A 12,665-nucleotide genomic window follows, 5' to 3' on the forward strand; every position below is an offset into this window, starting at 1 on the left:
AGAGTGTTCCGCTCATACGCCCTCATATACGAGGTGGGTGAAGAGCGTCGGCGAGATCGCCCAGTTCCCGAAGACGGGATCCCATTCAGCGGTCGGCTTGGCGGCGACTGTCTCTTCCGCGCTGCGTCCGTCCTTCTTCAGCTTGGCGACGTTTTCTCGGATTCCGACGAGCATATCCCGCCAAGCTATCAGGTCCTTCTTGCCTCCGATCTCCCCGTGCCCGGGAATAACAACAGTCTCTTCGTCCACCATCTTGACGTTCGCTTCGGCAGCCTGGATCTGCCCATCGATGCTGCCGCCCGTCGAATAGTCGATGAAGGGATAGACGCCGTTCCAGAAGGTATCGCCCATATGGACGACGTTGGCTTCCCTGAAAAAGACTGAGATGTCGCTGTCTGTATGGGCGGGGCCGTAGTACTTCAGCGTGATCGTCTGGCCATTGTGCTTGAGTGTCTCCTCATCTGACTTCATCAGCATCGTCGGCAGCGCCCCCTTTGGCGACGGCGGAAAGTCGAAGTCCCAGTCCTCGACGCGCGTTGCGACGGTCAGATGCTTGAGCGAGTTCGGATGAGCCATGATTATCGCGCCCTCCGAGTTAAGCCATTCGTTTCCGTCCGTATGGTCGAAATGCCAGTGCGAATTGATGAGGTGCTTGATCGGCTGCGGACCAAGGTCCGCCAGAGCCTTCTCGATTCTGGGGCGGGTCGCCGTGATCCCGGCATCGACAATCAGCTTCCCGTCGTCGCCGATGATAACACCCATGTTTCCTCCGGAGCCTGCGAGCATGCTGATGCCGCTGCGAAGCTCGGTGGTCTTGATGTCGGCCGCGGCTGCCGCTTCGCGGATCTGGGTGACTATACTCTTCGCCGCAGCGAACACTTCCGCTGGCGTCAGCCATCCTCCAGTCGTTGCGAACGTCGCTCCACCGAGGCAGCAGAGGCAGAAACCACGTCGTGACAGTGCGTAATCGTGCTTGTTCATTTCCAGCTCCATCAGTGTTGATAGTCTCAGTGGAGAGAGTGCCACCACGCAGGGAGGCATGCGTGGTGGCTAGACCTCGATCTAGTTTCGGCTGAGCTTCCGATCGAGGAAATCGTGGATCAGAGGCGCCATCTCGGGCAGCTTGTCTTCGAGCGCGAAATGACCGGTATCGAGAAGGTGCATCTCGGCATGGGGCAGGTCGCGTAGATACGGCGACGCGCCCTCGGCGGGGAAGATCTTGTCGTTCTTGCCCCAGACGATAAGGGTTGGCGGCTTCTTCTCGCGGAAGAATTCTTGGAATTTCGGATATAGGGGGACGTTCGTTCCGTAGTCGTGGAAGAGGTCCAGCTGGATGTCGTTGTTTCCAGGACGATCAAGAAGCGCCTGGTCGTGCCCCCAGTTGTCCGGGTCGATGTGCGCGATATCGCTCATCCCATCGGTATACTGGAACTTTGTCGTTTCAGGCTTGAAGAGCACCATCAAGGCCTGTCGGTTCTCGGGTGTGTCGTTTCTCCAATACGCCTTGATCGGGTCCCAGAATTCCTTGAGACCTTCCTCGTAGGCATTGCCGTTCTGGACTATCAGCGCAGATACGCGATCGGGGTGCTTCAAAGCGAGCCGATAGCCGACGGGGGCGCCGTAATCCATGACGTACATCGCGTACTCCTTGACATCCAGCTTGGCCAGCAGGCCGTCGACGATGTCCGCATAGTGCTGGAAGGTGTATTCGAACTTGGTGTGATCGGGCGCGTCGCTCTGACCGAAGCCAGGATAGTCGGGCGCTATGACATGGTACTTGTCAGCAAGAATCGGAATCAAATTCCTGAACATGTGGGACGACGTCGGGAAGCCGTGCAGGAGGAGCACGACCGGAGCGTCGGCTGGTCCAGCCTCGCGGTAGAACACCTTGGTACCGTCAATGTCGAAAGTGTGATACGTGACCTGCGGCACGACGAGCTCGTGGGCAGGTACGGGCTTCTTGGCAGCAAGCGATGTCGTTGGAATGGCTGCGGACGCGGAAAGCGCGAACATCAGGGCAAGCGTCGCCCTGCTTAAAATCAATCTGTTCATTTCGACCTCCACGGTGACAACAAACTGAATGAATCCGGGGCAGGATAGACCATTGGATCCACCGCTAAATTGCTACGCCTGACGAGCTCCATGGACGAGTTAATTGTCGTGAGGCTTCGTGAATTCGCGCGAGGTATCGACGTTCAGCCGTCCTCAAGTGATAAAACCTCGACCTACGTCTAGTTTCACTCGACTATGTCCGGTCCCGAATTGCCATAAGGCGAATTGTTGAGCCCCGCGCCCAGGGGTAATCTCGTCACCGCAATCGGCAGTGCATTTGAACATTTGCAGCAGGCGCGGGAGGCAGCCATGCAAGTCCAGTTCATCGATACGCTCGACCATACTATACAGTCAAACACGTCAGGTTTTCCAGACGACGCCACGCGCGACAGCGCCCGTGGTCCGATCCGTTTCGGTCGGTTCTGCGCCCTGCCGCACTCCCGCGAACTCCTCAGGGACGGACGGCGGCTGGAGATCGGCGGCCGGGCTTTCGATTTGCTAATGGTCCTGCTGAGGTCGAATGGCGGGATCGTCAGCAAGGACGAGATCCTGAACGAGGTATGGCCGTCGATGGTCGTCGAGGAATGCAATCTCCGTTTCCAGATCAAGTCCCTGAGGCGGACACTAGGCAATCACGGCTACATGATCAAGACGATCGTCAGGCGAGGATACATGCTCGTAAGGGACGAGTGCGCAAGAGAGAACATCCGGCTGGATCGCATCGGATCGCTCACTCCCCCGAAGAATAGCGCGTGGATCGGGAAGTCCGGTGATCCCAACATCGTACTAATCGAAGACGACGAGAGCGTGCGCGGCGCGATTTCCTCTCTGTTGCGATCAATCGGTCTGTCGGTAGCGGCCTTCGCCTCTGTCGGCGCCTACGTGGACAACAGAAATTGCGATCATCCGGACTGTCTCATTCTTGACGCTTGTCTTCCCGGGCGGAATGGCTTGGACTTTCAGGCCGATCTCATCAAGGCAGGAAATCGGTTTCCAATCATATTCATCAGCGGTCATGCGGACGTGCAGATGTCGGTCCGAGCGATGAAGGCTGGTGCGATCGAGTTCCTGACCAAGCCGGTGCGGCACCAGGATCTCTTGGGTGCGGTCGCCGCAGCGATCGACGCTCAAATGTCAGCGACATCCTAGCATCCCAGTCCGAGCGCCCTCGTCATCTCGTTCGTGATCCCCAGTCGCGCTCCGATTACGGCGATCTTATCCGGCGTGTCAGCTCGTGACGCCTCGATGTCGATGGAGAGTTGATCGCAGCCACCGGGAATGACAATCCCGAACATCTGACCCAGTTCGTCGCTGATGTTACGCCATGCATGCTGGACATGAGGCGGCAGGACGACCACCCCCCCGGCGGCGCTTCGAAACTTTCGCTTCGGCATTCAAACCTGTAGACTCCGCGAATTACTCGAAAGATCTCGGTCTCTCTCGTGTGGGTGTGCGGTGCGAGCCCCTGTCCCGGGGGAGTAAATGTTTCCCACATTCCAAATGCACCGCCAGTCTCGGCGGCGGTAGTGTGGATTACGATCCTCGCTCCAAAAGGAGTCCTCGCCACCCGTGGCTTGTCGGGAAACGAAACGATCGCCTTTCGAGATGACATTGGCGCTTCCCCCTCCGAAGCTCATGTCGGGCATCCCATTCCCCGGCAGCGGCCGGACAATTTAGCTCCTTCGACTCAAGTTAGTCCAGCCGTCTGGGCGCGCTGAAAGTCGGCGCACCACTTCTCACAGGTCATCGCCACATCTCACAACACGGGCGAAGCACCTGGTAGTAGCCTGAGGAGAACGTAACCTTCGATCTCTCGAAGTGGGACCCCAGCGGAGCTTCTGCGATGAATTGGATTTCCTGTTCTGTATTGGCTGCGGCCATATCCCTGAGCCAGCACGCGGTTGCCGCGTCGAAGCCGACTATCGTGCTCGTCCATGGCGCATTCGCGGAGTCTGCGAGCTGGGACGCTGTCGCAGCCAAGCTCCTCAGGGATGGCTATCCTGTCGTGGCTGTCGCAAATCCCCTGCGTGGCCTCAAATTCGATTCCGATTATGTCTCTACCCTATTGAAGTCAATCGATGGTCCGGTCGTGCTCGTCGGGCACTCCTACGGCGGCTCCGTCATTTCGTCCGTCGCCGTCGATGGGACGAACGTCAAGTCACTGGTCTTCGTAGCAGGCCTTGCACCCGACGCCGGCGAGAGCGCCAGTGGGCTCGGAAAGAGGTTTCCCGACAGGCACACTTGGCGCTGCCCTTGCACCCCCTGTCCTCCAGCCGGACGGCAAGCATGATCTCTACATCGTGCAGAGCAAGTTTTGGAAACAGTTTGCGGCGGACGTTCCCGAAACGCAGGCCGCTCTCATGGGTGCGGAACAACGTCCGGTAACGGCCGAGGCGTTGGACGATCCTTCCAACGAACCATCTTGGAAGAAGCTTCCATCGCATTTCATCTACGGCACGGATGACAGGAACATCCCGACCGCGCTCCACGAGTTCATGGCAAAGCGCGCCGGCGCCAGAGAGGTGGTCGGCGTGAAGGGTGCGTCGCACGTCGTGATGATCTCACATCCCGATCTCGTGTCCGCGATGATCGAGCGGGCAGCCAAAGACAAGTAGTCCGGCCGAACGCAGCAAGAACGCCGCGCTCGGACGAAGGGCGCTTGCACAAGCAGCCTCCTTGTCATTGAGCACATGGTGCAGAAGCCTGAAGAATTCCCATCACGCGATCTTCATTGAAGAACCGACGTGCCGGGCAAATGAGCTGAACCAAGGAGACGAACAAATGTCGCGAATCCCTATCCCCGCCACGATCGAAGCCGCCCCGGAAGCCTCGCGGGTGACGCTTGAGGCCATCAGGAAGCAGATCGGAGCCCTTCCCAACGTGTTCCGCATGATGTCCACCAGTCCAGCCGTGCTGGAGGCTTACACCGGGCTCACCGGCCCGTTGGGCAAGGGAAAGCTGGACAAGAAGATCCGGGAGCGGATCGCCCTTGCGATCGCGCAGAAAAATGGCTGCGGCTACTGCCTCGCCGCTCATACGTACACGGGGACGCACGTGACCAAGCTCACTGTCGAGGAAATCGCGGCTGCACGACGCGGCGGGTCGTCCGAGCCGCGCGCCGACGCCGCCGTCAAGTTCGCCGTCAGTGTCGCGGAATCGAGAGGCAGCGTGTCTGACGAGGAAGTGAAATCGATGAAAATTGCTGGTTTCGATGACGGTGAGCTTCTCGAGATCGTTGCGAATGTGGCCGCGAACACCTTCACCAATTATATGAACGAGGTATTCAAGACCGACATCGATTTCCCGGAAGTCGAGCGCGACGCAGCTTGATAGGTCGTTCTCCGCTTCCGACCCTGGCGATAGCCGCATGCGCCAGGATTTTCCGTTCCTTCACGGCACCCGTCTCCAGGCTCCCGCGATGAAACGGTCGCCCATGCGCTAGTCTGAATCGATCAGACGATTATCCGCCCGACAACTCCAGGAGTCGAATATGATAGCGTGAGTTGATGTGGATTTTGATTACGCTGGCGGTACAGCGCAATGGCGACGTTGTCACACTGCCCCTCGCGGTCACCGAGGCGGATCAACCTCCAGTGCTTCCCTTATGGCGTCGAGCAAGTCTGCGGGATCGACCGGCTTCAGGAAGATCTTCGACGCGCCCGAATTCCTAGCCCGGTCACCAGCCGCGACATCTGTATGAGCGGTGATCAGTATTGCAGGTATCGAAATGGCCATCCCGGCGAGCCTGTCCAAGAGGTCCAGTCCGGAGATCCCGCCAAGCTGCACATCTGCAACGAGGCAGGATGCGATCCGCAGATCGGGCCAGTCGAGAAATTCTTCCGCGGAAGCGAACGCAGCGACCCTGATGCCTGATGCACGAAGGAGTCCTCGTAGAGCGTCGCGAACCGGTTCGTCATCCTCGACGCAAACCACGAGAGGGAGCTTGGGAGCGTCAACCATCGATCGATCCTGTTTCCGCGATGCTAGGATTGTATCGACCCACTAACAATGCGACTTATGTCTGTAAATATCGCGGGGAACCTAGCCTTTGGTCGAGGTGTCCGCCTGCTCGTCCAAATCGAGAAGATCGTAGCGGCGGACGAGTTCGGGTAATGTTCGAACGCGCATCTTCTGCATGACATTTCCACGGTGCATCTTGACCGTTCCCTCCGTTATTCCGAGCGCCGAGGAAATCTGCTTGTTTCGCTTGCCTCCCACTACCAGGGCCAGCACTTCCTGTTCGCGTCTGGTGAGCTTTTCGAAGTCGGCCCGAACGTCGGTCGCCGCCTCGGACTTTCCTGTCAAACGGCTGTTCCGTCTCAATGCGGAATAGACAGCATCAAGGAGGTCCTGCTCGCGAACTGGCTTCGTGAGAAATTCGACCGCACCCGCCTTCATGGCCCTGACCGCGATCGGCACGTCGGCATGTCCGCTCATGAAGATGACCGGGCGACGAAAGCCCGAAGCCCGGACTTCTTCGTAGAACTCGATGCCACTCTGACCAGGTAGGCGGACGTCGAGGATCATGCAGCCGATCCCCGCCAACTGCCCCTTGGATGAGAATTCGGCCGCCGAAGCGAACGCAGCTACGTTGAACTTCATCGAACGCAATAGGCCGACAAGCGATTCCCGGACGCTCGTGTCGTCCTCGATTACGACGACTTGAGCGCCACTATCCAAGAGCGCCTGGTTGCTCATCCGTCCCCCTCGCATACCGTGTCGAACTCGACGACAGACCTTTTCCAAGGCGGCCGTCGGATCTACGGCCCTGAAGGCGAGACTACAGGGGGCCGACTGGACGAGCAATGGAGCTTGGCTATCGAGAACCTCAATGGCGCCGTCGCTCTGGGGCAAAACGTCGGCCACTATAGCCACGATCAGGCGTTGGGTCACTCAGACAAGGGGCCGTCGACCCGTCTCCGGGCAACCAAATGCTCCGCCACCCGCGCGAAAATGATGCCGAGGCCGCCCCAGACGATCACCTGAAGTACCGGGGCGTTCACACGAAATTCCAGAAGAAGTCCTCGTGGAAAGGCGCGGGGAACTTCGTGGATGGCTCGCAGCGTGATCATCCAGATCGCTGAAGGCACCCGCTCGCGCGACCCGGCGAACAACGGGTTTCGACTCCCCCTCAGGGGCCGAAACAGATCGTCGGCCAGTTCGTCCGGAATTCCGTGCCTGACCGAACCCGACTCGACTTCTTCGACATCGCTTTCGGGATTATCCTCTTTTGCAGTGCGAGGGATCACCTATCGAAAACCGCCGGCGCAAATCGTGCAATCGGAAAACCGAGGGGTGCGCGCGCCGTACCTCTTCACGATCAAAGGGCCCGCCTGCGACCGTCGGACCTCTGACCAAGCATCGCCTTGACCTGTTCTCCATCGAGCACCTCGCAGTTCGAGAGCGCGCTCACGATAATTTCGACGTCGCCCTTCCGCCTCCGGACAATTTCCTTCGCGCGTTCCAGCTCAGCATTCAGAAGCCTCTCTACTCGCCTTCGCAACACTGGGTCCGCGCGGCGAAGTTCCTCCAGATCTCGCGGCGACGATACATCGCTATAGGAAAGACCCTGGCCCATGCCGAGCGTCGCCTCCATGACAGTCGCGAGGTCTGTCGCGCGGTGCAGATCCGAACCCGTCGCTCCTCCCGCTCCGTCTCCGATATCGCCCAGGATTACTTCCTCGGCTGCCCTGCCTCCCAGCAACAGGGCTATCTCGTTCCGGTATGCCTCCTTCGATCTCTGGCGCGCCACCGGGCGAGACCATTCGACAAAACCGGACCAGGCTTCAGCCGAGCCGACCTCGCGAGGCACCACGATCGATCTCACTGTGGCTATGCCGAGGTCTGTCCCAACCACGGCATGTCCCGCTTCATGTACGCAGACCGAGTGCCGGACAGCTGGATCCAGGACGACGGTCGCGGGAGTGACAGCCTTCAAGTCGTCCGGTGTCATCTCTCGTCGAGCACGCCTAGCACGCATTCGAGCGTCCTTTGCAAGCTGCGCCAGCTTCGCACCGGACATGCCGCTGGTCGCTCTGGCCATCGTCTCCAGAACTTCTGCAGGCACCTCGGCGCGGAGATGCATTGCGAGAATCTTCTTGAGAGCGTCATAGTCGGGGAGTTCGATCTTCACGTGCCGATCCAAACGGCCAGGTCGCGTCAGGGCGGGATCGATGGCGTCCGGATGGTTCGTAGCGGCGATCACGACAACGCCATTTCGGCGCGACGATCCGTCCAATGCTTCGAGAAGCGCGTTCACGACCTGGATATTATAGCTCGCGTGGTCAGGACCGAATTTCGCTCTGTCTCCAAGGGAGTCGAACTCGTCGAGGAAGAGAATGCATGGCGCCTTTTCAGCGGCCTCTTTAAATGTTCGTCTCATAGCCTTTAGAAGATCGCCGAGATGACCCATCGCCTGCCATTGAGCAAAGGAGCTGCTTATAAAGGCGGTCCCGCATGTTTTGGCGACGGCAGCAGCGAACATCGTCTTCCCTGTGCCCGGCGGGCCACTCAGAAGCAGACCGCAGTCCACGTCGCCCCAGTCGAGTGTGCCATCATCCCAGGCGCGAATATCCTCCGCAAGACCGAGAGCCCATTCGCGCGCGTCGCCGAAGCCCGTCAAGTCCTCAACTCCGAGGGACGAGACCGAGACCGAAGTCTCAGGCTTCCTTTCGGACTGAAACACCGCTGCCAACCGCGCGAGCGCGTCGCCTACGCTCCTACCCGGTCGTAGCGCCTGGAACATATGGACCGGCGGGTACGAGAGCAGCGCCTTCGCCTCGTCCTGCGTGATCGCAATTCCGCCGTACGCTTTCACAGCAGCGGCGAGATGCACTGGGCGAATTGCACCGACTTCGACAGTCTTGTCGAGTGCGAGCCCGACATCTGAAGGAATGGCTAAGGCGAAATACGCTCCCCCTTGCCCAGGCCTGAAAAGGCGTGAGTTCGTACGGGCGCTGGGAGGAATCGATCACGCGACTGGAATGGCGATCATGTACAGTGGCTTCTTCAAAATCACTCAGGCGGAAAGCAGAACCAATCGCCGGGTCCACGATATTGTCACGCAGGAATCGTTTGACGCTTTCTTCAGCGAGCACGCCAGCCTGGCAGAACTGGCGAAAGGATGGATGAAGCCATGGATCCTTCGGCGGGCGTTAACGAAAGCCGGTATCCGCCCCGTATGGGCAAGTCGCAGTCGCCGCGCCGCGACCTTCTATAGAAGGTCCGAGGTCGAGAGTTACAGGTCGAAAAACCCCTAAACTACTTATCGGGAATCCGATCAACCAAGCCCCGGCACCTCGTGCCGGGGCTTTTTTGTGCCAATTCATATCGAACCCGGTGAAAAACCGTGACGGATCTGAATGGGCTATCGTGCCATGTCAGTGGGTATGGCTAAGAAAAAACCCTTTATTTTCAACGGCTATTTCTAGAACCGTACCTTTTGTGAGTGGGCTGCTCACGGATTCCGCGCTGCCCGTTTGTCGACCAACACAAAGAAACCCCGCAGCCAGGCTGCGGGGTTATTCTGCCGTTATGCGGGGAGAGATGCGCTTAAGCGGCAGTCTTGCGATCGAGCCGTGCCCATGCAGGCAGCCATTCTCCGTGGGCAACCAGCAGATCGTCGACCAGCGACCAGATCTGATCGAGGTCCAGTTCGGCCGCGGTGTGCGGGTCCATCATGGCGGCGTGATAGATGTGCTCGCGGTTCTCCGTCATCAGCGCCTGGACGGTCAGTTCCTGGACGTTGATGTTGGTGCGGATCAGGGCGGTCAGCTGCGGCGGCAAATCGCCGATGAAGGTCGGCTGGATTCCGGAGGCGTCGACCAGGCAGGGAACCTCCGCCGCGCAATTGTAAGGCAGGGAGGTGATGCAGCCGTTGTTGCGGACGTTGCCGTAAATGACCGATGGCTCGCCGGTCCATACCGAATTGATGATCGAGGATGCATATTCCTTCGATTGCTTCACCTCGATCGTCTTTGCGCTGCGATATTCTTCGGCCTGGTTCTTCCACCGGGCGATCTGCTCGATGCAGCGCTTGGGATATTCGTCCAGCGGGATGCCGAATTTCTCGATCAGATCCGCTCGCCCTTCCTTGATGAAATAGGGCGTGTATTCGGCGAAGTGCTCCGAGCTTTCGGTCACGAAATAGCCGAGCCGCGTCAGCATCTCATAGCGCACCTTGTTCGGGCAACGCGGGTTCCAGCCGGGCTTTGGCGCCCTGCCCTCGCGATACCCGCGCACCAGATCCGGATAGAGATCACGATAGGAACCATCCGGCTGCCGGTGCTCGAACTTCAGGTAGAACGCCATGTGGTTGATGCCGGCCGAGCGATAGCGGATTTCCTCATAGGGAATATCAAGATCGTGGGCGAGTTCCATGGCCGTGCCCTGAACCGAATGGCAGAGGCCGACCTGCTTGATGGTAGGGTATTTTTCCGCGATCGCCCAGGTGTTGATCGCCATCGGGTTCACATATTGCAGCATGATTGCATCAGGGCAGACGGCGAGCATATCCTCGCAGATCTTCCAGAGATGCGGCACGGTTCTAAGCCCGCGCATGATGCCGCCGACGCCGAGTGTATCGGCGATCGTCTGGCGCAGCCCATATTTCTTCGGCACTTCGAAATCGGTGACCGTGCACGGCTCATAGCCGCCGATCTGGAAGGCGACGACCACGAAATCGGCCTTGTCGAGCGCCTTGCGCTGATCCGTAAAGGTTTCGACCGTTGCGGTGGCATTCAGCGTCGAAATCAGCTTGCTGACGACAATCGCGCTCTCTTCGAGACGTTGCGGGTTGATGTCCATCAGCGCGATCCTCGCCCCCGACAAGGCAGGACGCTGAAGCACGTCGCCGAGGATATTTTTCATGAAGACGGTCGAACCGGCTCCGATAAAGGTGATTTTGGGATTGGTTGCCATTAAAACCTCCAGCGTATCTATCAGGCTATCTCGAAAGCGGCTTTGACCAGCCGTTCGGTATAGGCGGTCTTGGGATTAGAAAGTACTTCGTCGACGGGACCTTGCTCGACGATCCTGCCCTGCTGCATGACGATGACGCGGTGGCATAGAGCCCGAACCACCTTCAGGTCATGCGAAATGAAAAGGTAGCTCAATCCGCGTTCGTCCTGCAGGCGACGCAGCAGGTCGATGATCTGCGCCTGGACAGAGAGATCAAGGGCTGAGGTCGGCTCGTCGAGCAGAATGAATTCCGGCTCCAGCGCGACGGCCCGGGCGATCGCGATGCGCTGGCGTTGACCGCCGGAGAATTCATGCGGAAAGCGCGACAGGATATTGCCCGGCATCCCTGACGCTATAAGCGCCTCGCGAACACGATCGATCCGCTCCGCCTTTGTCGCGCCGAGGTTGTTGACCACCAGCCCCTCCTCGATGATCTGGCCGACCGTCATGCGCGGGTTGAGTGACGAGAACGGGTCCTGGAAGACGACCTGCATACGCGAGCGCAGTGGCCGCATCTCCGAACGCGACCGACCGTGGATCGGTTGACGGTCGAAATATATCTCGCCACTGTCGGCATTGATCAGCCGCAATAGCGCCTGGCCGAAGGTCGTCTTGCCGGAGCCGGACTCGCCGACAAGGCCCAGCGTCTCGTGCCGGCAAAGCGTCAGGTCGAGACTGTCTACTGCGGTCAGCTCCCGCAATTGTGGCTTAAAGAGCGTACCGTGGCGCAGCATGAAGGAGACGCGCACCGCCTTTGCTTCCAGAATGGCGTCCGATCCAGCAGGCAGGGGATTAGCCCCGCCCTTCGGCTCAGAAGCAAGCAGATGGCGGGTGTAGGGATGCTGCGGCTGGTTGAACAGCCGCTCGGTGACATTGTGCTCGCGCACCTCTCCGTGCTGCATGACATAGACATAGTCGGAAAACTGTCGGACCACGGTCAGGTCATGGGTGATCAGGATCACCGCCATGCCGAGCCTCTGCTGCAGCTCGCGGATCAGGTTCAGGATCTGTGCCTGCACTGTCACGTCGAGCGCCGTCGTCGGCTCGTCTGCGATCAGCACATCCGGATCATTGGCAAGCGCCATCGCGATCATGACGCGCTGTCGCTGCCCGCCGGAGAGCTGATGCGGGTATTGCTTTAGTCGAGCCACCGGATCGGGAATATGTACCTGCTCAAGCAATTGCAACGCGCGCCTTTCGGCTTCGGCGCGCGAGACGCGGCGGTGGACGCGGATTGCCTCGACGATCTGGCTACCGATCGTGTAGATCGGATTGAGCGAACTCATCGGCTCCTGGAAGATCATCGAAATGCGATCGCCGCGGAGTTTTCGGCGCGCCTTTTCCGAGAACTTGAGCACGTTCTTGCCGGCATAATCGACCGTCGACTGCCGAGCGACGACGGCGCGCTTGGTGAGCAGGCCCATGACCGTCCGTGCGGTCACCGACTTGCCCGATCCGGACTCTCCGACAATGGCGATCGTTTCACCGGCGTAGAGCTGGAAGGAGACGTCCTTGACGGCCTCCACCATACCGTCCTCGACCTTGAATTGGACGGCAATGTTCCGGGCATCGATAACCGGGCGAGACTTGCTGTTATCATGGTCGTGGCGGACGGGCGGTGCGAAGGGGTTTGTGGATGCAAGAGCCATCGGGAT

Annotated in this window: 11 protein-coding genes and 2 pseudogenes; 4 read left to right on the forward strand and 9 right to left on the reverse strand. The window is 59.2% G+C overall.

Features of this window, described 5'->3' with window-relative positions; genetic code table 11:
• Nucleotides 1-12: 12 nt before the first annotated feature.
• Together DTW90_RS22805 and DTW90_RS22810 are read right to left on the reverse strand one after the other, a co-directional pair.
• The gene (locus tag DTW90_RS22805; RefSeq protein WP_149341180.1) at nucleotides 13-981 is read right to left on the reverse strand and encodes an MBL fold metallo-hydrolase; all 969 of its coding nucleotides are present in this window, start codon (nucleotides 979-981) and stop codon (nucleotides 13-15) included.
• Between the two features lie 81 nt (nucleotides 982-1,062).
• Nucleotides 1,063-2,052, reverse strand: coding sequence for an alpha/beta hydrolase (locus DTW90_RS22810; protein ID WP_149341182.1), 990 nt, complete (start codon nucleotides 2,050-2,052; stop codon nucleotides 1,063-1,065).
• Nucleotides 2,053-2,361: 309 nt separating this feature from the next.
• Here DTW90_RS22810 and DTW90_RS22815 point away from each other — a divergent pair, with 309 nt between their 5' ends.
• Nucleotides 2,362-3,201 (forward strand): response regulator, encoded by an 840-nt coding sequence (locus DTW90_RS22815; RefSeq protein ID WP_149341184.1) that lies wholly within the window; start codon nucleotides 2,362-2,364, stop codon nucleotides 3,199-3,201.
• Here the strand turns inward: DTW90_RS22815 and DTW90_RS22820 are convergent.
• Nucleotides 3,198-3,664 (reverse strand): annotated as a pseudogene (locus DTW90_RS22820) (cupin domain-containing protein). The gene DTW90_RS22815 and the pseudogene DTW90_RS22820 overlap by 4 nt on opposite strands.
• A 231-nt stretch (nucleotides 3,665-3,895) precedes the next feature.
• On the opposite strand from DTW90_RS22820, the pseudogene DTW90_RS22825 reads away from it, so the two are divergent.
• Nucleotides 3,896-4,667: pseudogene (locus DTW90_RS22825) on the forward strand (alpha/beta hydrolase).
• A 166-nt stretch (nucleotides 4,668-4,833) separates the two neighbouring features.
• Nucleotides 4,834-5,382, forward strand: a complete 549-nt coding sequence (locus DTW90_RS22830) for a carboxymuconolactone decarboxylase family protein (protein WP_149341186.1) — start codon at nucleotides 4,834-4,836, stop codon at nucleotides 5,380-5,382.
• A 240-nt stretch (nucleotides 5,383-5,622) separates the two neighbouring features.
• On the opposite strand, the gene DTW90_RS22835 is transcribed toward DTW90_RS22830, so the two are convergent.
• From DTW90_RS22835 to DTW90_RS22850, 4 genes are all read right to left on the reverse strand, one after another.
• A complete protein-coding gene (locus DTW90_RS22835) occupies nucleotides 5,623-6,012 on the reverse strand; it encodes a response regulator (protein WP_149341188.1) in 390 nt (129 codons plus the stop codon).
• An 81-nt stretch (nucleotides 6,013-6,093) separates the two neighbouring features.
• Complete coding sequence (locus DTW90_RS22840) at nucleotides 6,094-6,750, reverse strand: response regulator (protein WP_149341190.1); 657 nt, start codon at nucleotides 6,748-6,750, stop codon at nucleotides 6,094-6,096.
• A gap of 191 nt (nucleotides 6,751-6,941) precedes the next feature.
• Entirely contained in the window at nucleotides 6,942-7,301 is a 360-nt protein-coding gene (locus tag DTW90_RS22845) for a hypothetical protein (RefSeq protein WP_149341191.1), read from the reverse strand.
• A 71-nt stretch (nucleotides 7,302-7,372) separates the two neighbouring features.
• Entirely contained in the window at nucleotides 7,373-8,674 is a 1,302-nt protein-coding gene (locus DTW90_RS22850; RefSeq protein WP_246665014.1) for an AAA family ATPase, read from the reverse strand.
• Nucleotides 8,675-9,035: 361 nt separating this feature from the next.
• Here DTW90_RS22850 and DTW90_RS22855 point away from each other — a divergent pair, with 361 nt between their 5' ends.
• Complete coding sequence (locus tag DTW90_RS22855) at nucleotides 9,036-9,311, forward strand: hypothetical protein (RefSeq protein ID WP_149341195.1); 276 nt, start codon at nucleotides 9,036-9,038, stop codon at nucleotides 9,309-9,311.
• A gap of 292 nt (nucleotides 9,312-9,603) precedes the next feature.
• Here DTW90_RS22855 and DTW90_RS22860 read toward each other — a convergent pair whose 3' ends face one another.
• Together DTW90_RS22860 and DTW90_RS22865 are read right to left on the reverse strand one after the other, a co-directional pair.
• Nucleotides 9,604-10,971, reverse strand: coding sequence for an alpha-glucosidase/alpha-galactosidase (locus DTW90_RS22860; RefSeq protein ID WP_149341197.1), 1,368 nt, complete (start codon nucleotides 10,969-10,971; stop codon nucleotides 9,604-9,606).
• 20 nt (nucleotides 10,972-10,991) lie between these two features.
• On the reverse strand, nucleotides 10,992-12,659 hold the full coding sequence (locus tag DTW90_RS22865; RefSeq protein WP_149341199.1) for an ABC transporter ATP-binding protein: 1,668 nt from the start codon (nucleotides 12,657-12,659) through the stop codon (nucleotides 10,992-10,994).
• Nucleotides 12,660-12,665 lie beyond the last annotated feature (6 nt).

Source organism: Neorhizobium sp. P12A (assembly GCF_008365395.1).
Taxonomy (GTDB): Bacteria; Pseudomonadota; Alphaproteobacteria; order Rhizobiales; family Rhizobiaceae; genus Rhizobium.

Coding starts and splice junctions, on each gene's coding strand:
- DTW90_RS22805 (WP_149341180.1), bottom strand. CDS start 981: ATGAACAAGCACGATTACGCACTGTCACGACGTGGTTTCTGCCTCTGC.
- DTW90_RS22810 (WP_149341182.1), bottom strand. CDS start 2,052: ATGAACAGATTGATTTTAAGCAGGGCGACGCTTGCCCTGATGTTCGCG.
- DTW90_RS22815 (WP_149341184.1), top strand. CDS start 2,362: ATGCAAGTCCAGTTCATCGATACGCTCGACCATACTATACAGTCAAAC.
- DTW90_RS22830 (WP_149341186.1), top strand. CDS start 4,834: ATGTCGCGAATCCCTATCCCCGCCACGATCGAAGCCGCCCCGGAAGCC.
- DTW90_RS22835 (WP_149341188.1), bottom strand. CDS start 6,012: ATGGTTGACGCTCCCAAGCTCCCTCTCGTGGTTTGCGTCGAGGATGAC.
- DTW90_RS22840 (WP_149341190.1), bottom strand. CDS start 6,750: ATGAGCAACCAGGCGCTCTTGGATAGTGGCGCTCAAGTCGTCGTAATC.
- DTW90_RS22855 (WP_149341195.1), top strand. CDS start 9,036: ATGGCGATCATGTACAGTGGCTTCTTCAAAATCACTCAGGCGGAAAGC.
- DTW90_RS22860 (WP_149341197.1), bottom strand. CDS start 10,971: ATGGCAACCAATCCCAAAATCACCTTTATCGGAGCCGGTTCGACCGTC.
- DTW90_RS22865 (WP_149341199.1), bottom strand. CDS start 12,659: ATGGCTCTTGCATCCACAAACCCCTTCGCACCGCCCGTCCGCCACGAC.